Raw genomic sequence first — 22,573 nt, forward strand, 5'->3', positions numbered from 1 at the left:
AAAGAATAAATAAGGTGCTTCTGTAACAGAAGCACCTTTCTTTACGGGCGTAGCTCAGTTGGTAGAGCACTGGTCTCCAAAACCAGGTGTCGGGAGTTCGAGTCTCTCCGCCCGTGCAAAAATTAGAAAAATGAATTTAGTTAATTATATCAAAGACTCATTTGAAGAGTTACGCAATAAAGTATCTTGGATTTCTTGGGAAGAAGCCCAAAAGTCAACAGTGGTTGTTGCTATATTTACTATAATATTTGCATTAGCAGTGTTTGCGGTAGATAAATTCTTTCAAAGTGGTTTAACTGAGTATTTTAAATTATTTTAATTAAGGTATGACTGATTCTGTAAAAAAATGGTATGTTGTAAGAGCTATTGGTGGTCAAGAGAATAAGGTAAAATCTTATATCGAAAATGAAATTGCTCGCCTTGGAATGACGGATTATGTTGATAGAGTTCTAGTGCCTACAGAAAAAGTAATTCAAGTACGTAACGGCAAAAAAATAAATAAAGAACGTGTTTATTTTCCAGGTTATGTTATGATTGAAGCAAACTTAAGTGGAGAATTGCCTCATATTATTAAATCTATAACGGGAGTAATAGGTTTTTTAGGTGAAGTTAAAGGAGGAGATCCTGTACCAATGCGAAAATCGGAGATAAACCGTATGCTCGGTAAAGTAGATGAACTATCTGTGCAAAATGATAATGTTGCAATACCTTATGTAGTAGGTGAAACGGTAAAGGTTATCGACGGACCATTTAATGGATTTGATGGTACAATAGAAAAGATAAATGAAGAAAAGCGTAAACTAGAAGTAATGGTTAAAATTTTCGGTAGAAAAACACCATTAGAACTTAGTTATATGCAAGTAGATAAAATTTCATAATAGTTACATATAATTTTTGATGTTGCATTTGCTTCCAATTAATGTAATATCTAATTTAAGATTTAAAAATGGCAAAAGAAGTTAGTAAAGTAGTAAAATTACAAGTTCGTGGAGGTGCGGCAAACCCATCACCACCAGTTGGACCTGCTTTAGGTGCTGCCGGAGTTAATATTATGGAGTTCTGTAAGCAGTTTAATGCTAGAACTCAAGACAAACAAGGAAAAGTTTTACCAGTAGCTATTACAGTATACAAGGATAAATCTTTTGATTTTGTTATAAAGACTCCACCAGCAGCAGTGCAAATTTTAGAAGCAGCTAAAGTAAAAAAAGGTTCAGCTGAACCAAATAGAATTAAAGTGGCTACAGTTACTTGGGATCAATTGAAAGCGATTGCTGAAGATAAAATGGTAGATTTAAATGCATTTACTGTTGAATCTGCTATGTTAATGATGGCGGGAACAGCACGTTCGATGGGGATTAGAGTAAAGGGAGAAGCTCCTATAAAACAATAAAACAGTTATTTAAAAATGGCAAAATTAACTAAAAAGCAAAAAGAGGCTGAAGCTAAAGTTGATAGAAATCAAACTTATAGTTTAAATGATGCTTCTGCTTTAGTAAAAGAAATTACTAATGTAAATTTTGATGCATCTATTGATTTAGCTGTTAGATTAGGAGTAGATCCTCGTAAAGCAAATCAAATGGTTAGAGGGGTAGTAACATTACCTCACGGAACTGGTAAAGATGTAAAAGTATTAGCATTAGTAACTCCAGACAAAGAAGCGGATGCTACAGCAGCAGGTGCAGATTATGTTGGGTTAGATGAATATCTTCAGAAAATTAAAGAAGGTTGGACAGACGTTGATGTTATTATTACAATGCCTAGCGTTATGGGTAAATTAGGTCCATTAGGTCGTATTTTAGGACCTAGAGGTTTAATGCCTAATCCAAAAACAGGTACTGTAACAATGGATGTTGCAAAGGCTGTAACAGAAGTAAAAGCTGGTAAAATTGACTTTAAAGTTGATAAAACAGGTATTGTTCACGCTGCAGTAGGTAAAGCTTCGTTCTCTGTAGAGAAGATTGCAGAAAATGCAGGTGAATTAATACAAACTTTAATAAAGTTAAAACCAACCGCTGCAAAGGGAACTTATGTGAAAAGCATATATATGTCTAGTACAATGAGTCCTGGAATTAGTATTGATACTAAATCTGTTAATAGTTAAAACTTAGAAATTATGACGAGAGAAGAAAAATCACAAGTAATAGAAGCTTTAACAACAAAGTTAACAGAACAAAATATCATCTATTTAGCAGATATTTCAGGTTTAAATGCAACAGATACCTCAAATTTACGTAGAGCGTGTTTTAAGGCAAATATTAAACTTGCAGTTGTTAAAAATACATTGTTAGCAAAAGCAATGGATAAGTCTGATAAAGATTTTGGAGAATTACCTACAGTATTAAAAGGAAATACTTCAATTTTATTATCTGATACTGGTAATGCACCAGCAAAATTAATAAAAGAATTTCGTAAAAAATCTGATAAACCTTTATTAAAAGGAGCTTATGTTGAAGAAGCTGTTTATGTAGGGGATGAGCAATTAGATACTTTAGTTAATATTAAGTCTAAAGAGGAAGTTATTGGAGATATCATTACGATTTTACAATCACCAGCTAAAAATGTTATTTCAGCATTACAGTCAGGTGGTAACAAATTATCTGGTATTTTAAAAACATTATCAGAAAAAGAATAAGCGCACTAATAAACTAAATAATAAAAATTAAACAAAGAGAAATGGCAGATTTAAAAGATTTCGCAGAACAACTTGTTAACTTAACAGTAAAAGAAGTAAACGAGTTAGCTAATATTTTAAAAGACGAATATGGTATTGAGCCAGCTGCAGCAGCAGTTGCAGTAGCAGGTCCAGCAGCAGGTGGAGAAGCAGCAGAAGAAGCTCAAACTGAATTTGATGTAATTTTAAAAGCAGCAGGTGGTTCTAAATTAGCAGTTGTTAAATTAGTTAAAGAATTAACTGGTTTAGGATTGAAAGAAGCTAAAGGTGTAGTAGATAGCGCACCAGCACCAGTAAAAGAAGGTATCTCTAAAGATGAAGCGGAAGCTTTAAAAGCATCACTAGAAGAAGCTGGAGCAGAGGTTGAGCTTAAATAAGCTTTCAACAGCTAAAACAATTTAAGGTTTAGGTCTGGGGTCATCCTAAGACCTAAACCATTTTGCGTATATATTCGTTCTTATATTTTAATAGTTTTTTAACTTAAAGTTTTTGTCCATTGGCATCAAAAAATTTCACCGAAAGAATAAACTTTGCATCAGCTAAATTGGTAACTGAATATCCAGATTTTTTAGATATTCAGGTAAAATCATTTCAAGATTTTTTCCAATTAAAAACTAAGGCTGACGAACGAAGTACCGAAGGGTTATATAAAACCTTCCTTGACAACTTCCCAATTACAGATACTCGAAACCAATTTGTGTTAGAGTTTATAGATTACTTTGTAGATCCTCCTCGATATTCAATTCAAGAATGTATCGAAAGAGGTCTTACTTATTGTGTGCCATTAAAAGCACGTTTAAAGTTGTACTGTACTGATCCTGAACATGAAGATTTCGAAACTATTGTTCAAGATGTATATTTAGGTACAATTCCTTATATGACAAATAGTGGTACTTTTGTTATTAATGGAGCGGAAAGAGTTGTTGTTTCACAGCTACACCGTTCTCCAGGGGTATTCTTTGGACAGTCATTCCACGCAAACGGAACAAAATTATATTCTGCAAGAGTAATTCCTTTTAAAGGTTCTTGGATAGAGTTTGCAACAGATATCAATCAAGTAATGTATGCTTATATTGATAGAAAGAAAAAATTACCAGTAACTACATTGTTTAGAGCAATTGGTTATGAGAGAGATAAAGATATTCTTGAAATTTTTGATCTTGCTGAAGAAATTAAAGTTTCTAAAAGCGGACTTAAGAAAGTTTTAGGCAGAAAATTAGCAGCTCGTGTATTAAAAACATGGTTTGAAGACTTTGTGGATGAAGATACTGGAGAAGTTGTTTCTATTGAAAGAAATGAAATTGTTTTAGATAGAGATACAATTTTAGAAAAGGAACAAATAGAAGAAATTATTGAGTCTGGAGCAAGAACCATTTTACTTCATAAAGAAGATAATGAAATGGCTGATTATGCTATTATTCACAATACATTACAAAAAGATCCAACAAACTCTGAAAAAGAAGCTGTTGAACATATATATAGACAATTACGAAATGCCGAACCGCCAGATTTTGAAACTGCGAAAGGTATTATAGATAAATTATTCTTCTCAGAACAACGTTACAATTTAGGTGAAGTTGGACGTTATAGAATGAATAAAAAGTTAGGGCTGAATGAAGATATCGATCAAAAAGTTTTAACAAAATTAGATATTATTACAATTATCAAAAATTTAATAAAATTAGTTAATTCTAAGGCAGAAGTTGATGATATTGACCATTTATCTAACCGTCGTGTTAGAACCGTTGGCGAGCAATTAGCTAGTCAGTTTGGTGTTGGTTTATCTCGTATGGCTCGTACCATTCGTGAACGTATGAATGTGCGTGATAATGAGGTATTTACACCTATAGATCTAATTAATGCTAAAACATTGTCTTCGGTAATTAATTCATTCTTTGGAACAAATCAGTTGTCTCAATTTATGGATCAAACAAATCCATTAGCAGAGATTACACACAAAAGAAGATTATCAGCATTAGGACCTGGTGGTTTATCTAGAGAGAGAGCTGGGTTTGAGGTTCGAGATGTTCACTATACACATTACGGACGGTTATGTCCAATTGAAACTCCTGAGGGACCAAACATTGGTTTAATTTCATCATTGGCAGTTTTTGCTAAAGTGAATAATTTAGGTTTTATTGAGACTCCATATAGAGAAGTAATAGATGGTAATGTAAATATTACAGATGAACCAAGATATTTAAGTGCAGAAGAAGAAGAGGGAATGAAATTTGCTCAGTCAAATCTTCCTTTAGATGAAACAGGTAAATTTACAGCCGAAAAAATTATTGTTCGTGAAGAAGCGGATTATCCTGTAGTTGAGCCTGAAAAGGTAAACTTTATGGATGTAGCTCCAAATCAAATTGCATCAATTTCTGCATCTTTAATTCCATTCTTGGAACATGATGATGCAAACAGAGCATTGATGGGATCGAATATGATGCGTCAGGCAGTACCTTTGTTAAAACCTGAATCTCCAATTGTTGGGACTGGTTTAGAATTTAGAGTTGCAAAAGATTCGCGTATTTTAATGAACGCAGAGGGTGCTGGAGTTGTTGAGTATGTAGATGCCGATACCATTAGTATTAAGTATGATAAGACTGATGAGGATCGTATGGTAAGTTTTGATGGAGATAGTAAATCTTACAACTTAATTAAATTTAGAAAAACAAATCAAGGTACTTCAATAAACTTAAAACCAATTGTTCAAAAAGGAGATAGAGTTGAAGAAGGGCAAGTGCTTTGTGAAGGTTATGCTACACAAAAAGGAGAATTAGCTCTTGGTAGAAATATGAAAGTAGCCTTTATGCCTTGGAAAGGGTATAACTTTGAGGATGCAATTGTAATTTCTGAAAAAGTAGTAAAAGAAGATATTTTTACATCTATTCATATTGATGAATACTCTATGGATGTAAGAGATACAAAACTTGGTGCTGAAGAATTAACAAATGATATTCCAAACGTTTCAGAAGAAGCTACAAAAGATTTAGATGAAAATGGAATGATTCGTATTGGTGCTGAAGTAAAACCTGGAGATATTTTAATAGGTAAAATTACTCCAAAAGGTGAATCAGATCCAACACCTGAAGAAAAATTATTAAGAGCTATTTTTGGTGATAAAGCTGGTGATGTAAAAGATGCCTCATTAAAAGCTTCGCCATCATTAAGAGGTGTTGTTATTGATAAAAAATTATTTGAGCGTGCTGTAAAAGATAAATCTAAACGAGCTCAAGATAAAGTTAGTATAGCTAATTTAGAAAGTAAATATACTGCTAAGTTAGAAGATTTAAGATCGGTTCTAATAGAAAAATTATTTACGTTAATTAGTGGTAAAACTTCTCAAGGTGTATTAAACGATTTAGGGGAAGAAATACTTCAAAAAGGGAAAAAGTTTACACTGAAAATGTTAAATGCTGTTCCTGATTTTAATTATTTAACTAAAGGAGTTTGGACAACGGATGATCATATTAATTCTCTTGTAATTGAATTAATTCATAATTACAAGATCAAAGTAAACGATTTACAAGGATCATTAAGACGTGAAAAATTTACAGTTTCTGTTGGTGATGAATTACCTGCAGGTATTTTAAAACTTGCTAAAATTTATATTGCTAAAAAACGTAAGTTAAAAGTTGGTGATAAAATGGCAGGTCGTCACGGTAACAAAGGTATTGTTGCTCGTATTGTAAGAGCAGAAGACATGCCTTTCTTAGAAGACGGGACTCCAGTAGATATTGTTTTAAATCCGCTAGGTGTACCTTCTCGTATGAATATTGGACAAATTTATGAAACTGTTCTTGGTTGGGCAGGTCAAAAATTAGATACTAAATATGCTACACCAATTTTTGATGGAGCAAGTATAGACCAAATCAATAAAATTACTGAAGATGCAGGTGTGCCAAAATATGGTCATACTTATTTATATGATGGTGGAACAGGAGAGCGTTTTGATCAACCAGCAACGGTTGGAGTTATTTATATGATTAAATTAGGTCATATGATTGATGATAAAATGCACGCACGTTCTATTGGACCATACTCATTAATTACACAACAGCCATTAGGTGGTAAAGCACAATTTGGAGGTCAACGTTTTGGTGAAATGGAGGTTTGGGCGCTTGAGGCTTATGGAGCTTCTAGTACATTGCGTGAAATCTTGACTGTAAAATCTGATGATGTTATGGGTAGAGCAAAAACGTATGAGGCTATTGTAAAAGGTGATGCTATGCCAGAACCTGGATTGCCAGAATCATTTAACGTATTAATGCACGAACTTAGAGGTCTTGGATTAGACGTTAGATTAGAAGAATAATTTTAGTAAACAGTTTCAATATTCAGAGAGTAATTTACACCTGAATATTGAAACTGAATACTGCCAACCAATTACTGAATACTATAAAGAAATGGCAAGAAAAACTGATAAATACACTGTAAAAAAGTTTAATAAAATTTCAATTGGTTTATCATCTCCAGAAGCAATTCTAGAGAAATCAAACGGAGAAGTATTAAAACCAGAAACTATAAATTACCGTACACACAAACCTGAAAGAGATGGATTGTTTTGTGAACGAATTTTTGGACCTATAAAAGATTATGAATGTGCCTGTGGTAAATACAAGAGAATTCGTTATAAAGGAATTGTTTGTGACCGTTGTGGTGTAGAAGTTACTGAGAAAAAAGTACGTAGAGATAGAGTAGGACATATTAATTTAGTAGTTCCTGTTGCTCATATTTGGTATTTTAAATCATTACCTAATAAAATGGGATACCTTTTAGGTTTACCATCTAAAAAGTTAGATATGATTATTTACTACGAACGTTATGTAGTAATTCAACCAGCAGGAGCAAAAAATGCTGAAGGAGAACCATTACAAAAAATGGACTTCTTAACAGAAGAAGAATATTTAGATATTCTAGAATCATTCCCAGTAGAAAATCAATATTTAGATGATAACGACCCAGATAAGTTTATTGCTAAAATGGGTGCTGCTTGTTTAATCGATTTATTTAATCGTATTGACTTAGACGAACTTTCTTACGAGTTACGTCATAAAGCAAATACAGAAACATCTAAACAACGTAAAACTGAAGCTTTAAAAAGATTAAACGTTGTTGAATCTTTTAGAGATGCTAATAAAAATAGAGAAAATCGTCCAGAATGGATGATAATGAAAGTAATTCCGGTAACTCCACCAGAATTACGTCCATTAGTTCCATTAGATGGAGGTCGTTTTGCAACATCAGATTTAAATGATTTATACAGAAGGGTAATTATTAGAAACAATCGTTTAAAACGTTTGGTTGAAATAAAAGCACCAGAAGTAATTTTACGTAATGAAAAACGTATGTTACAAGAATCTGTAGATTCATTATTTGATAACACACGTAAATCATCTGCTGTAAAAACAGAATCTAACCGTCCATTAAAATCATTATCCGATTCATTAAAAGGTAAGCAAGGACGTTTCCGTCAAAACTTACTTGGTAAGCGTGTTGATTATTCTGCACGTTCTGTAATTGTTGTTGGACCAGAGTTAAAATTATACGAATGTGGATTGCCAAAAGATATGGCAGCTGAATTATACAAACCTTTTGTAATTAGAAAATTAATTGAAAGAGGAATTGTAAAAACAGTAAAATCTGCAAAGAAAATTATAGATAAAAGAGAACCAGTTGTTTGGGATATTTTAGAGAATGTTTTAAAAGGACATCCTGTAATGTTAAACCGTGCTCCTACGTTACACAGATTGGGTATTCAAGCTTTCCAACCAAAATTAATTGAAGGAAAAGCAATCCAATTACACCCGTTAGTTTGTACGGCATTCAACGCCGATTTTGATGGGGATCAAATGGCGGTTCACTTACCATTAGGACCTGAGGCTATTTTAGAGTGTCAGTTATTAATGTTAGCTTCACATAATATATTAAATCCGGCAAATGGTGCGCCAGTTACCGTTCCTTCTCAGGATATGGTACTTGGTTTATATTATATGACAAAAGAAAGAAAATCTACTCCAGAATATAAAGTTAAAGGAGAGGGTTTAACTTTTTATTCTCCGCAAGAAGTTACAATTGCTTTTAATGAAAAAGCAGTAGATCTAAATGCAAGTATTAAAGTTAGAACTAAAGATTTTAATGAAGAAGGAGCATTGGTTAACCAAATTATAGAAACTACAGTAGGTAGAGTTTTATTTAACGAGGTTGTTCCAGAAGCTGCAGGTTATGTAAATGAAGTATTGAATAAAAAATCATTAAGAGATATTATTGGTAATATATTAAAAGTTACCGATGTTCCAACTACTGGAAAATTCTTAGATGATATGAAAGGAATGGGATATAATTTTGCATTCCGTGGTGGTTTATCATTTAGTTTAGGAGATATTATTATTCCTCCAGAAAAGCATACAATGATTGATGCTGCTAATGCTCAAGTTGACAATATTATGGCAAACTATAATATGGGTATGTTAACAAACAAAGAGCGTTACAACCAGGTAATTGATATTTGGGGTTCTACAAACAACCGTTTAACAGAACTTTCAATGAAACGTTTACGTGAAGACCAACAAGGGTTTAACTCTGTATTTATGATGTTAGATTCTGGTGCAAGGGGTTCTAAAGAGCAAATTCGTCAGTTAACAGGTATGCGTGGATTAATGGCGAAACCTAAAAAATCTACAGCAGGAGGTGGAGAAATTATTGAGAATCCAATTCTTTCTAACTTTAAGGAAGGGTTATCAATTCTTGAATATTTTATCTCAACACACGGTGCACGTAAAGGATTAGCGGATACGGCATTAAAAACTGCCGATGCAGGTTATTTAACACGTCGTTTAGTTGATGTTTCTCAAGATGTTATTGTTAATGAACATGATTGTGGAACGTTAAGAGGATTAAATGTTCAACCACTTAAAAAGAATGATGAAATTGTTGAAACTTTAAGTGAAAGAATCTCTGGACGTGTATCACTACACGATGTTGTTGATCCAATTACTGAAGAAATTTTAGCACATTCTGGGGATCAAATAACCCCTGAAATTGCAAAAGCTATTGAAAATTCAGCTGTTGATAGTGTAGAAGTACGTTCAGCTTTAACTTGTGAAGCTAAAAAAGGTATTTGTGCAAAATGTTACGGAAATAGTTTATCAACAAATAAAATGGTTCAAATTGGAGAAGCTGTTGGTGTTGTAGCCGCGCAATCTATTGGAGAGCCAGGTACGCAGTTAACATTAAGAACTTTCCACGTTGGAGGTGTTGCAGGAAATATTTCTGAAAACAACAAATTAATTTCAAGATTTGCAGGTAAAGCTCAAGTTGAGGATTTAAGGACAGTTGCAGGAAAAGATGCTGATGGAGAACCAATTGATATTGTAATTTCTAGAACTTCAGAAGTAAAAATTATTGATGAAAAATCTGGTTTAACATTAAGTTCTAATAATATTCCTTATGGTTCAACTGTTTATATAGAAGATGGACAAAAGGTTAAGAAAAATGATGTTGTTTGTAAATGGGATCCATTTAACGGTGTTATTGTTTCAGAATTTGCTGGTACTATTCATTTCGAGAATATTGAAAGAGGTATTAATTATCTTGTAGAAATTGATGAGCAAACAGGTTTCCAAGAAAAAGTAATTATTGAATCTAAAAATAAAAAGACGATTCCAACATTATTGTTGAAAGATGATAATGACAATGTAATTAGATCGTACAACCTACCAGTTGGGGCACATTTAATTGTTGAAGATGGGGATAAAATTCCATCTGGAATGTTTATTGTAAAAATACCTCGTAAATCTGGAAGATCTGGGGATATTACTGGAGGTTTACCTCGTGTAACAGAATTATTTGAAGCACGTAACCCTTCAAACCCAGCTGTAGTTTCAGAAATTGATGGTGTCGTTTCTTTTGGAAAAATAAAACGTGGTAACCGTGAAATTATAGTTGAGTCTAAATTAGGTGAAGTTAAAAAGTATTTAATTAAACTTTCTAATCAAATCTTAGTTCAAGAAAACGACTTTATTAAAGCTGGTATGCCACTTTCTGAAGGTGCCGTTACACCAAATGATATTTTAAATATCGAAGGTCCTGCTAAAGTTCAGGAGTATTTAGTAAATGAAATTCAAGAGGTTTACCGTCTACAAGGTGTGAAAATTAATGACAAACATTTTGAAGTTGTTGTGCGTCAAATGATGCGTAAGGTTAGAATTATTGACTCTGGAGATACGTTATTCTTAGAGAATCAATTAATTCATAAAAATGACTTTATAGAACAAAATGATGAGATCTATGGTATGAAAGTTATTGAAAATGCTGGAGATTCTGCTAATTTAAAAGAGGGTCAAATTGTTTCTGCACGTCAGCTAAGAGATGAAAATTCTGTATTACGTAGAGAAGATAAAGTGTTGGTAGAAGCAAGAGATGCAAACCCTGCTACTGCTGAACAAATATTACAAGGTATTACAAGAGCTTCTTTACAAACTAAATCATTTATTTCTGCAGCTTCCTTCCAGGAAACTACAAAAGTATTAAACGAAGCTGCTGTAAGCGGTAAAGTTGATGATTTAGAAGGATTGAAAGAAAATGTAATTGTAGGTAAACGTATTCCTGCAGGTACAGGTATGAGAATGTATGATAATATTATTGTAGGTTCTAAAGAAGAGATGGATTCAAGTTTTTAATTATGAGTGACCAAAAACCTAAAAAAGAAGGACAAATTAATATTGAATTAGACGATAAAATAGCGGAAGGAACCTATGCTAATTTAGCAATAATTAATCATTCTGTTTCAGAATTTATTGTTGATTTTGTTAGTGTAATGCCTGGGCAACCTAAAGCAAAAGTAAAATCTAGAATTATATTAACTCCTCAGCACGCCAAGCGATTGGTAAAAGCTTTAGCTGATAATGTGCATAGGTTTGAGCAAAGTCATGGAGAAATTAAAGACTATGAGCAACCTCCAATACCAATGAATTTTGGTCCAACAGGAGAAGCATAAAAACTTAAAAATCCCGAACATTTGTTCGGGATTTTTTATTTTAGAGTTATTTTATCATAAGATTTTTTTAATTTTTTAATAACAGCTTCTATTTCTATTTCATTTAAATGTCCAAAACCAAAACGAATAGCACATGTATTTTTGTTCTGATAAAGAATTGTTTTTGGTAGCAATAGATCGTTTTTTTCGGCTTCTTTAGCTAGTTTAAGTAGTGATATTTTAGGATTAAACTGTAACCAGATAGCTAATCCTCCTGAAGGAATTTCCCATTGTCCCGTATCTAAAAAATAGTTATTTAAAAGACTGCACAAAACATCTCGTCTTTTTTTATAGATTACAATATTCTTTTTCGTAAGCCGGTAAATTTCACCCTCATTAATTAATTCTGATAGCATTTGTTCTTGTATTAAATCGCCTTGCTTATCTATTAATTCTAAATAATTCTTAGCTTCTGAGATCAGATTTTCTGGGGCTATAACAAACCCTGTTTGAAAACTTGGAAATAATGATTGGCCTAGTTTTCCTAAATATATAACCATGCCGTTTGCATCTGAACTAGCCATAGGTAACATTGCCGATCCTTCATACTGAAAATCGTAATCATAATCATCTTCAATAATGGCAAAACCATATGCTTTCGCAAGTTGTAATAGCTCTAAGCGACGTTCCGCACTTAATGTCACCACTGTTGGATAATCTCTATGGGAGCATATGTAAACACACCGAATACTACCTTTTGTAAAGTGTTTTTTTATATATTTAACATCTATTCCTTTATTATCTACTGGAATTGTCTTTATATTAGCACCTGTTTGTTGAAAAATCATATTAGATGCATAATTACTTAAATGCCCTACCAATACAACATCGTTTTGTTTTATTAAGAGTTGAGATACCAGGTATAAACTCATTTCCGTACTACGTGTATTTATTAGGTTATTTGGACTAATATGAAAACCTCTAGTTGCATTTAAGTAATTACATAGTTGAGTCTGAAATAAAGAGTTGAAAAAATCGGTTGATCTGTTCCATTTATTTATTAACGTTTTTCGTTTCATGGCAGCACTATACCACCTCGTGAATTGATGTACAGGATGCAAGCGTAAATCTGGTTTACCATCATTAATAGAATACCTTGCATTTGTAAACTGAACAGTTGAAGCTAAATGAAATGACTTTTGAAAAGGAAACCCCGTTGATTTAGCATATGTATATGCTTCATTTATTTTTTGAGAAGTTGCTTTAATTTTTGCTTTGTTTTGCTCTGGTTCTAAAACAAATGTACCTTTATTTGGTATAATTTCAACCCAACCTTGTGAGGCTAACTCTTCATAGATAGCGACAGCAGTATTTCTATGAACTTTTAATAATTGACTCAATACACGGGTTCCTGGTAACATTGTACCTTTGTTTAAATAACTACGTTGTATTGCATTTATAATTTGTTCCGAGGCCTGTAAATATAGAGGTTGTGATTTAGACTTGTCTAAATTAATTAGCTGTTTAAAAAGAGTATTAACCGGACTATCTATCATTTTAAAACTGGACTATATAAGTCGTCCGGAAAGTTACTAATTTTGCAGCGTTTTTAAATCAATATTTATGAAAATTTCAATTAGAATATTATACATTTTATTATTTACGGGTGTTACACTATATGCACAACAAGATACAATTAGGTTAAAAGAGGTCTCTATTTCTTCAAATAGAATTTCGATTCCTTTTTCAAAAACATCTAGAACAATGAATATAATTACTTCAGATCAAATTTTGAAATCTCCTGCTTCTAATGTTTCAGATTTACTGCAAAATATTGTGGGAATAGATATTAGAAGAAGAGGAATAGAAGGGATGCAATCTGATTTATATGTTAGAGGAGGAAATTTTGATCAGACATTGGTTTTAATAGATGGTGTTAAGATGGATGATTCTCAAACTGGACATCATTCAATGAATGCAATTCTGTCTCTCGATAATATTGAGCGAATTGAGGTTATTAAAGGTCCTGCCGCACGTATCTATGGTCAGAATGCGTTTACAGGTGCCATAAATATCGTAACAAAAAAGATTAGAGCTAATTCTTTAAAGGTTAATTTAGGGTACGGATCTTATAATAATTTAAAAGGAGGTCTTTCTTTTATTGAGAAATTTGAAAATGGAGGAGTTTTGGCCTCTTTTAATTATCAAGAGTCTGACGGTTATAGATATAATACTGATTTTAAAAATAAGTCAGTATTTATAAAAGCATATTTAGGAAAGTATAATTTGACTTCTTCATATACAGCTAGAGATTTTGGTGCAAACGGATTTTATGCAAGTCCTGCTGCAATAGACCAGTACGAAGAGACACAAACTAGTTTAATTGCGTTAGATGCTAAATATTTATCAGGAAATTTCACCATTAAACCTAGAGTTTATTGGAAAAGAAATCAAGATATGTATTTGTATTTAAGACACAACCCGCCAGCATACCGAAATTTACATATTACAAATAGAATAGGAGCAGAAACTAATATTGTTCTCAATTCTTCATTAGGAAAAACAGGTGTTGGTATTAATGTTTCAAGAAACTTTTTGGTGAGTAATAATTTAAATGATCATAATAGAACTGCTTTTACCGGATTTTTAGAACATCGTTTTGAAATTGATAATTTTGATATTACTCCTGGAATTGCTATTAGCTCGTTTTCAGATTTTAATACAAAAGCATTTCCTGGATTAGATCTTGGATATAGATTTTCTGAGCGTTTTAAATTGTATGGTAATATAGGTTATACTTATAGAGTACCAACATTTACAGATCTTTATTATGTTGGAAGAAATGAAATTGGAAACCCAGATTTAAAACCAGAATCTGCATTATCTGAAGAAATAGGCTTTAAATACATTACGGGTAGGTTCGATTTTAATTTGGCATTTTTTAACAGAGATGCTAATGATTTAATTGATTGGGCTAAAGATGATCCTAATAATGCTGAAGAGAAGTGGAAAGCAAGAAACTTTAGCAAAGTGAGCACACAGGGCTTTGAAATTGAATTAGCCTATAAGTTTAGTATTGGGAATTTTGACCAAAAATTTAATTTAGGCTACAGTTTTATTGAAGACGAAAATAAGGATGAATACACAAGGTATGCATTAAATAGTATTAAACATCAACTAACATCAGCATTAGATTTTAAATTTTCGAAACTATTTAGTCAAAATATATCATACAGATTTGTGGAAAGATCTAGAGGAGAAACGTATGCAATTGTAGATGCAAAAATTTTAGCTGAATTGCCTAATCGTTTTGGCTTGTCTTTAAGTGCAAATAATATTTTCAATACAACATATACAGAAACCAATTTAGTACCAATGCCAAAAGGCAATTTAATGTTTGGACTAAACTATAAATTTTATTAAGTATTTTACTAATTTTTAAATTTCAACTTTTGCAATTTTTTTATGAATTTCATTTGTTTTAAGTAAAGCTGCTGAGCCGTACCATAATTTTAATTCCATAACTAATGTGCCTTGTTGAATTGCTAGATCTGTTTCGGTTAACTTTTTAGCTTGTTCTATGGTAGCAACATCAAAAATATAAATACCTCTTAAATCTCCGGTATCTAAAAAAGGGCCTGCTACAACTAGCTTGCCCATTTGTGCTAACTTTGTAATATTGTCTAAATGTGAACGTTGTAAATTGGCGGCAGTAATTGAATCTTGAGATCTATTAGGACCTCTTTTTAAAAAAGCCATAACGTAAGTTTTCATGCCGTAATTATCTGCATTTAATTTTTTTGCCAGTACAGGATCAAATTTATTAGATTCAGAAGGAATTTTGTGGAATTATTATTTATTTAATTGTTACATGAATAAAAGAAAATTGTTAAAAAGAGAAAATATACAAAGCTTTTCATAATGCTAAAGTTAAAGTTGAAGAACTAAAATAGATAAATATTTGTAAATTGAGATATTAAAATTATAAACATGAAAGAAAGAATTAAATCTTTTAATGCTTTTTACCCTTTTTATTTAAAACAACATAGTAATAAAACTTGTAGATTGTTACATGTTGTTGGAACAACTTTTGTTTTGGCATTAGGTATTACAGCTATTTATCACAATATTCCAATACTTTGGGTCTTTGTTCCAATTGCAGGTTATGGTTTTGCGTGGATTGGTCACTATTTTTTTGAAAAAAATAAACCAGCCACATTTCAATATCCACTTTGGAGTTTACGTTCCGATTTTAAAATGTATTTTGAAATTTTAATAGGTAAAATTTCTTTAAATTCATCTAAAGATTGAGAAGTAAATAGAATTATTTAACATTTTAGATATTTCGTATTTAATAAAAAAACTCTATAACATTATAGAAAAATTAAATATAAAACGTTTTCGTTAAACAAAACATAATTAAAAGATCTTGAATAGTTAAAAAAATGATAAATATGTAATGTTTTGCTTGTAGGCATTTTTTAGTTGTTGTATATTTGCACCATAATAACTACTAAAATAATCGATATGAAAATTATCAAAAAATTAAAAAATCAAGAAAGTAAAAAGAGAATGACAGCAGTCGATTTTAAGAATGCTAAAAGTATAACTTGGAATAGTAAAAGAAGATTTGGAATATAAGAGTAAACACAAAACCATTGTAAATTGTTTAAGAAACGGTAGGCAAACCTATCGTTTTTTTTATGCTTAAAATTTAACTGATAGCGATACAACAAAAGTTAATATTTTGTAGGCTTTTTTGTTAAAATAAAAAGATAGATATTATATTGAATAATAAGTTTTATATTTGAGTAATTAAAAAATAATTAAACTTAAATTATGAAGAAAATAGTATTTTTTATTGCTGCTTTAGCAATTATTTCTTGTAACGAAGAACCAAAAATAGATTATGCAATTTTATCTGGTAAAATTGCAAATCCAGTAGCAAAGCAATTAACCATTAATAGTGCAGAAAGACCTATAAAAACTATTGAAGTTTCCGATGATGGTACATTTATAGATACTTTAACGGTTACAACAGGTTATTATATACTTTCAGATGGTAAAAATAAAGCTTCATTATATTTAGATTCAGGAAATACGGTTAACATTAATTTTGATGCAAATGATTTTGAAAATACATTAGAACTTACTGGGGCGGGATCTGAAATAAGTAACTATTTAATCAGTAAAAGAGCGAAATCTAAAGAATTAGCAGGAGAAGGAATAGATATTTATTTATTAGAAGAAGATGCTTATAAAGCCAAAATTAATGAAATTAAAACTGCTTCGGAAGATTTATTAGCTGCTACAGCAGGAGTTTCAGAAGAATTTAAAGAGAAGGAAAAGCGTAACATATATTATACTTATTTAGGGTTTGTTGACAAATATCAATTGTATCATTCACATTATTCTAAAAAGAAAGATTTTAAAGTTTCTGACGATTTTTTAAAAGAACTTGAAACGATAGAATATAACAATGAAGAAGATTTTTTATTTTCTTCAAATTATGAAAATTTAGTTAATGCACATTATCATAAAGAGGCAAGAAAATTGGCAGAACAAGATTCAATACCAAATGATATTGCTTTTCTGAAAACTGCAGCAGGTATTACAAATGAAACTATTAAAAATAAATTACTTTATGTAAATTCTAAAAATAATATAACTTATACAGATCAATTAGAAGATTTTTATACGTTATTTATGTCAGCTTCAACAAATGAGGAACATAAAAAAGAGATTACTGAAAGTTATAATAAATTAAAAACAGTTTCTAAAGGTCAGCCTTCACCAAAATTTGAAAATTATGAGAATTTTAATGGAGGAACTACTTCTTTAGATGACTTAAAAGGAAAATTTGTATATGTTGATGTTTGGGCAACTTGGTGTGGACCTTGTAAAGCTGAAATACCATTTTTAAAAGAAGTTGAAGCAAAATATCACAATAAAAATATCGAATTTGTAAGTATATCTGTAGATGTTGAAAAAGATTATGAGAAATGGAGAACTATGATTGAAGAAGAAGACTTAAAAGGAATTCAATTATTTTCTGATAAAAACTGGAAATCAGATTTTGTAACAGGTTATTTAATTAAAGGAATTCCTCGTTTTATTTTAATTGATCCAAATGGAAATATTATAAGTTCAAACGCGCCAAGACCTTCAAGTGAAAAATTAATAGAATTGTTTGATGAATATAAAATTTAATCATTAGGAATTAAATTAATAAACTCTTTAGAGGCTGTCTTATATATTAGGCAGCCTCTTTTTTTATCTTTGGTTAAAACGAGTTTTTTATATGTCGCTTTTGTTGTTTTCAATCAGATTATCATCTTTATTAAATAAATCTAATAAAGCATTTGGTAAATATTTTAATATTGACGAAGCTGTAAAGGTCTCGTAGCTAGTTTCAGAAATTGCAATATCTGCTGTTTTACCGTGTAAATACACACCAAAAATTGCGGCATTAATTGGCTCATATCCTTGAGCAATTAAACCTGTAATTATTCCTGTTAAAACATCTCCAGAACCAGCGGTTGCTAAGGCAGGATTACCCGTTGAATTAAAGTATTTTGAAGTACTATCTATAATTACAGTATGAGCACCTTTAATAACCATTATAAGGTCATGTTTTTTAGAAAAATCTGTAGTTTTTTCTAATCTTTCAAAGTCGTTTTTCCAAGTCCCAATTAAGCGTTCTAATTCTTTAGGATGCGGAGTTAAAACAGTATTTTTTGGTAAAAAATTTAAGAGTGATTTATTTTGAGATAATAAATTAATTGCATCAGCATCAATTACAAGAGGTAGTTTATTTTCTTTAATAAATCTTTCAAAACCGTTAGCAGTTTTTTCAACTGTTCCCATTCCAGGACCAATTCCAATAACTGTTGCATTTGTTTTAAAATTAAAATACTCTAATGAAGTGTCATTATCAACTTCAACCATAGCTTCTGGAACAGCAATTTGTAAAACTGGATAGCCACACTTTGGAAGGTATGCACTTACCAATCCACTACCAATTTTTAACGCTGCTTTTGTTGCTAACGTAACAGCCCCAATTTTTCCAAAGCTACCGCCAATAATAAGTGCATGTCCAAAAGTTCCTTTATGCGACCATTTTTTTCGAGGTTTGTATAATTGAAGTATTTCACTTTTAATTGTATAATTTAGGGTTGGATTTAAACTTTTGATAAAATTGGAATCCAAACCAATATCTAATACTTCCCAAGTTTCAAAAAAATCACTATTTTCGGGAAGTAAAAATGCCAATTTAGGTGTTTGAAATGTAAGCACGTGGCTTGCTTTTAAAACAGTTTCTTTATCAATTACAGAAGTATCGGTAAAAAGTCCAGATGGCAAGTCTATAGCTAATGTAAAAGCTTTTATGCTATTTAAATAGTTAATTAATTCTTTAGTAAAACCTTCGGGGCTTCGTGTAAGACCGTTTCCAAAAATAGTATCAATTACAATATCTTCAAAAGCAACTTCTGGAAAATCATTTTCACTATTTATAATAGTTGGCCATTTTCCAATTTCTTTTAAACGATTGTAATTCACCAAAAATTCTTTGGTTCTTTTTTCACTAAAATTTACAATGTAACAGGTTATATTATATCCATTTTCGTATAAATAACGCGCAATTACTAAGCCATCTCCACCATTATTTCCAATACCACAAAATACATGAATTTTAATGTTTTGATTTTGCAATTGATTATGTAACCAATTAAAACACTGTTTAGCTGCATGTTCCATTAAATCAATTGAAGAAATATTGTTACTATTTATAGTAGCCTGATCTGCAGCGGCAATTTGATGTGAGTTAAGTATAAACATACCATAAATTTAATGAAAAAAAAATTTGTCACTCTAAGGTTTCTTTAGAATGACAAATTTTATATACTTCACTTTATTTTTAGTAAGATGAATTTTAGAGTTACATTAATTAAAATTACACTAACCTTTAAATTCACCCATTTCGGCGTACTTATCCATACGTTTTTTTACAAGATCTTTATGTGTTAAATCTTTTAGTTCTTTGTATGCTCTAATTATTGTTTTTTCTACTTCTTTAAATGCATTTTCCCTGTCGTAATGTGCACCTCCAAGAGGTTCTTTAATAATACCGTCAATTAATTTTTGTTTTTTCATATCACTTGCGGTAAGTTTTAGCGCTTCAGCTGCTTTCTCTTTATGTTCCCAACTCCTCCATAAGATTGAAGAGCAAGATTCAGGAGAAATTACTGAGTACCATGTATTTTCCATCATATAAACTCGATCTCCTACACCAATTCCTACTGCACCACCAGAGGCACCTTCACCAATTATAATTGTTATAATAGGTGTTTTTAAGCGAGTCATTTCTAAAATGTTTCGAGCAATAGCTTCACCTTGTCCGCGCTCTTCAGCTTCTAAACCAGGATATGCGCCAGGAGTATCTAAAAGTGTTACAACAGGAATGCCAAATTTTTCAGCCATTTTCATAAGCCTCAATGCTTTTCTGTATCCTTCAGGATTAGACATTCCAAAGTTTCTATATTGGCGTGTTTTGGTATTATAACCTTTTTGTTGGCCTATAAACATAAAAGATTGGTCTCCAATTTTACCCAATCCACCAATCATTGCTTTATCATCTTTTACAGTTCTATCTCCATGTAACTCCATAAAAGTACCGTTGGTAAGAAAGTTTATATGGTCTAAAGTATAAGGTCTGTTTGGGTGTCTAGACAACTGAACTCTTTGCCAAGCGGTTAGATTTTTATATATGTCGTTTTTAGTTTTTATTAATTTTTTTTCAATGTTTTTGCAACTATCAGTTACATCGACATCACTTTCTTTACCAATTAATTCACACTTAGTAAGTTGTTCTTCTAATTCTTTTATTGGTAATTCAAATTCTAAATATTCCATGTTTTTTAAATTTGATGTTGTACAAATATAATAACTTCTATATTTTAAGTATGCACTTAGGTGCTTTTTTTATTTTTTATTAGCCCATTTACAATTACTGTTACAAAAATTATTGCTGCGCCTAAATAAAACTGGGGAGTCATTTTTTCTGCCTCACCAAAAATTAAAACAGCTAAAATAATTCCATAAACAGGTTCTAAATTTATGGTAAGCATAACAGTATAGGGAGTTAAGTACTTCATTATATCAACAGATACTATAAATGCATATGCCGTACAAATGGTACTTAATATTATTAAATAGATGATATCGTTGGTTGTTAAAGTAAAGTTTTCGGGTGTAAATCCAGTTGAGAATAAAATATAAACTGTAATAAAAAGAACCCCAAAAAGTAATTGATAGAATGAAATTGTACTTGCATCGTTTTGTTTTACAAATAGCCCGTTAATAACTGTAAATAATGCAGATAAGAAAGAAGCAATAAGTGCATATATAATTCCAAGTGTATAATCATTTTCAACATTAAAAATAATATATAAACCTGAAATTACAATAATTCCAAAGATAAATTCTATAAAATTAATACGTCTTTTAAAAAAAACAGGTTCAATAAATGAGGTAAATAGAGCTCCTGTACTCATAGACACTAAAGCTACAGAAACATTAGAAACTTTAATAGCTGTAAAAAAAGCAATCCAATGAAGGGCAATAAGCACCCCACCTATAAAAAATTTCACAAGTGTTTTGGGAGGTACTTTTAGATTCTTTTTTTTAATTAAAAAATAAATATAAAGTACAATTACAGCTAACAACATTCTGTACCAAACTAAGGGTATTGCATCTATTGTAATTAGCGCTCCTAAAATTGCTGTAAACCCCCAAATAAACACAATGAAGTGGAGGTGTAAATAGTTTTTTAAGTTAGTTTTTAGCATTTCTAAGATATAAGTACACTGCGAGTGCTCCAAAAAATATGTTAGGGAGCCAAACCATAATAAAAGCATTTGTTTCAGCCCCAGCTCCTAATACTTCTACAATTTTTAAGAAAAAAACGTACACAAACATTAAGGTTATTCCTATTGCCAGATTTATACCCATACCACCTCTACGTTTTTTTGCAGCTAAACAAACGGCAATAAAAGTTAGTATGTAGGTTGAAATTGGTAAACTGGTTCTTTTATGAAATTCTACTAAATAAGTATTTAAATTACCAACACCTCTTTGCCTTGATAGCTCAATAAATTCATTTAATTTAATAGAGGTCATTTCTTTGGCCAAGTCGTCTACATTTATTAAATCTTTTGGCCTGAAATCTAACAAGGTATCTAACTTTATACCGTACTCTATAGAGTCTTTATCTTTTAAAATAAATCTTTTTTTATAGGTATTCAATCTAAAAACAGTGTCTTTTTCAATCCACCTAACATTTTCAGCCATTAATTTATATTGTAATTTAGTACCTTCAAATTTCTCAAAAGAAAATTTCTGACCTTGTTTTGTAGTTAAATTGTAACTTTTTAAATAAATATAATCATTAGATCCAAGTTGTAGATTGATGTTTGTTATATGGTTTTGATTGTATTTTTTCTTTTGAAGGTATTTTTTACTGAACTCATTAAAAATTTTGTTACTATTTGGCACCACAAAATGATTCATTCCCAAGGCAAGTACTGTAACTAAGGTAGCACCGATAAAATAAGGTTTTAAAAAACGTGTAAAAGAAATTTTTGCGGAATGAATTGCAATAATCTCGGTATTTGAGGCTATTTTAGAAGTAAAAAAAATAACGGCAATAAACAATGCCAAAGGCATAAATGTATTTCCAAATATTACAATAAAATGCACATAATAATCTCTTATAATTTCAGAAGCAGATAGATCTGCATGGCGTAAAAATTTATCTACTTTTTCGGAAACATCAATAGCTATAGCAATTGGTAATAATAAAACTAAAACCAACGCAAAAGATGATAGAAATTTTTTTAATATGTATTTGTCTATAATTCTCAATTTCA

Annotated in this window: 18 protein-coding genes and 1 tRNA gene; 13 read left to right on the forward strand and 6 right to left on the reverse strand. The window is 31.0% G+C overall.

Annotation, left to right across the window (positions count from 1 at the left end; genetic code table 11):
* Nucleotides 1–43 precede the first annotated feature (43 nt).
* From IEW75_RS05355 to IEW75_RS05400, 10 genes are all read left to right on the forward strand, one after another.
* Nucleotides 44–116 (forward strand) — tRNA-Trp (locus IEW75_RS05355).
* Nucleotides 117–130: 14 nt separating this feature from the next.
* The gene (gene secE, locus IEW75_RS05360) at nt 131–319 is read left to right on the forward strand and encodes a preprotein translocase subunit SecE (protein WP_134247701.1); all 189 of its coding nucleotides are present in this window, start codon (nt 131–133) and stop codon (nt 317–319) included.
* Nucleotides 320–326: 7 nt separating this feature from the next.
* Nucleotides 327–878, forward strand: coding sequence for a transcription termination/antitermination protein NusG (nusG, locus tag IEW75_RS05365; protein WP_134247702.1), 552 nt, complete (start codon nt 327–329; stop codon nt 876–878).
* 68 nt (nt 879–946) lie between these two features.
* Nucleotides 947–1,390: a 50S ribosomal protein L11 gene (gene rplK / locus IEW75_RS05370; RefSeq protein ID WP_134247703.1), complete on the forward strand. Its 444-nt coding sequence runs from the start codon at nt 947–949 to the stop codon at nt 1,388–1,390.
* Between the two features lie 15 nt (nt 1,391–1,405).
* Nucleotides 1,406–2,101 (forward strand): 50S ribosomal protein L1, encoded by a 696-nt coding sequence (rplA, locus tag IEW75_RS05375; RefSeq protein WP_134247704.1) that lies wholly within the window; start codon nt 1,406–1,408, stop codon nt 2,099–2,101.
* Between the two features lie 12 nt (nt 2,102–2,113).
* The gene (gene rplJ / locus IEW75_RS05380) at nt 2,114–2,632 is read left to right on the forward strand and encodes a 50S ribosomal protein L10 (protein WP_134247705.1); all 519 of its coding nucleotides are present in this window, start codon (nt 2,114–2,116) and stop codon (nt 2,630–2,632) included.
* Nucleotides 2,633–2,673: 41 nt separating this feature from the next.
* Nucleotides 2,674–3,048 (forward strand): 50S ribosomal protein L7/L12, encoded by a 375-nt coding sequence (gene rplL / locus IEW75_RS05385; RefSeq protein ID WP_134247706.1) that lies wholly within the window; start codon nt 2,674–2,676, stop codon nt 3,046–3,048.
* Between the two features lie 119 nt (nt 3,049–3,167).
* The gene (gene rpoB, locus IEW75_RS05390; protein WP_134247707.1) at nt 3,168–6,983 is read left to right on the forward strand and encodes a DNA-directed RNA polymerase subunit beta; all 3,816 of its coding nucleotides are present in this window, start codon (nt 3,168–3,170) and stop codon (nt 6,981–6,983) included.
* A gap of 91 nt (nt 6,984–7,074) precedes the next feature.
* Nucleotides 7,075–11,349, forward strand: a complete 4,275-nt coding sequence (rpoC, locus tag IEW75_RS05395) for a DNA-directed RNA polymerase subunit beta' (RefSeq protein ID WP_134247708.1) — start codon at nt 7,075–7,077, stop codon at nt 11,347–11,349.
* Between the two features lie 2 nt (nt 11,350–11,351).
* A complete protein-coding gene (locus tag IEW75_RS05400; RefSeq protein WP_134247709.1) occupies nt 11,352–11,666 on the forward strand; it encodes a DUF3467 domain-containing protein in 315 nt (104 codons plus the stop codon).
* Between the two features lie 35 nt (nt 11,667–11,701).
* Here the strand turns inward: IEW75_RS05400 and IEW75_RS05405 are convergent, their stop codons facing one another.
* Nucleotides 11,702–13,201, reverse strand: a complete 1,500-nt coding sequence (locus tag IEW75_RS05405) for an aminotransferase-like domain-containing protein (RefSeq protein ID WP_134247710.1) — start codon at nt 13,199–13,201, stop codon at nt 11,702–11,704.
* Between the two features lie 67 nt (nt 13,202–13,268).
* Between IEW75_RS05405 and IEW75_RS05410 the strand changes: the two genes are divergently transcribed.
* On the forward strand, nt 13,269–15,068 hold the full coding sequence (locus IEW75_RS05410; RefSeq protein WP_134247711.1) for a TonB-dependent receptor plug domain-containing protein: 1,800 nt from the start codon (nt 13,269–13,271) through the stop codon (nt 15,066–15,068).
* 15 nt (nt 15,069–15,083) lie between these two features.
* Here the strand turns inward: IEW75_RS05410 and IEW75_RS05415 are convergent, their stop codons facing one another.
* Complete coding sequence (locus IEW75_RS05415; protein WP_229714403.1) at nt 15,084–15,404, reverse strand: YciI family protein; 321 nt, start codon at nt 15,402–15,404, stop codon at nt 15,084–15,086.
* A gap of 231 nt (nt 15,405–15,635) precedes the next feature.
* Here IEW75_RS05415 and IEW75_RS05420 point away from each other — a divergent pair, with 231 nt between their 5' ends.
* On the forward strand, nt 15,636–15,956 hold the full coding sequence (locus IEW75_RS05420) for an Mpo1-like protein (RefSeq protein ID WP_134247713.1): 321 nt from the start codon (nt 15,636–15,638) through the stop codon (nt 15,954–15,956).
* 528 nt (nt 15,957–16,484) lie between these two features.
* On the forward strand, nt 16,485–17,855 hold the full coding sequence (locus IEW75_RS05425; protein ID WP_134247714.1) for a TlpA family protein disulfide reductase: 1,371 nt from the start codon (nt 16,485–16,487) through the stop codon (nt 17,853–17,855).
* Nucleotides 17,856–17,942: 87 nt separating this feature from the next.
* Here the strand turns inward: IEW75_RS05425 and IEW75_RS05430 are convergent, their stop codons facing one another.
* From IEW75_RS05430 to IEW75_RS05445, 4 genes are all read right to left on the reverse strand, one after another.
* Complete coding sequence (locus IEW75_RS05430; protein ID WP_134247715.1) at nt 17,943–19,484, reverse strand: NAD(P)H-hydrate dehydratase; 1,542 nt, start codon at nt 19,482–19,484, stop codon at nt 17,943–17,945.
* 120 nt (nt 19,485–19,604) lie between these two features.
* Nucleotides 19,605–20,558, reverse strand: a complete 954-nt coding sequence (locus IEW75_RS05435; protein ID WP_134247716.1) for an acetyl-CoA carboxylase carboxyltransferase subunit alpha — start codon at nt 20,556–20,558, stop codon at nt 19,605–19,607.
* A gap of 56 nt (nt 20,559–20,614) precedes the next feature.
* A complete protein-coding gene (locus IEW75_RS05440) occupies nt 20,615–21,493 on the reverse strand; it encodes a DMT family transporter (protein ID WP_134247717.1) in 879 nt (292 codons plus the stop codon).
* Entirely contained in the window at nt 21,480–22,568 is a 1,089-nt protein-coding gene (locus tag IEW75_RS05445; RefSeq protein WP_134247718.1) for an LptF/LptG family permease, read from the reverse strand. Before IEW75_RS05445 ends, IEW75_RS05440 begins: the two co-directional genes overlap by 14 nt.
* Nucleotides 22,569–22,573: the final 5 nt, after the last annotated feature.

It is taken from the genome of Lutibacter litoralis (genome assembly GCF_014646675.1).
Taxonomy (GTDB): domain Bacteria; phylum Bacteroidota; class Bacteroidia; order Flavobacteriales; family Flavobacteriaceae; genus Lutibacter; species Lutibacter litoralis.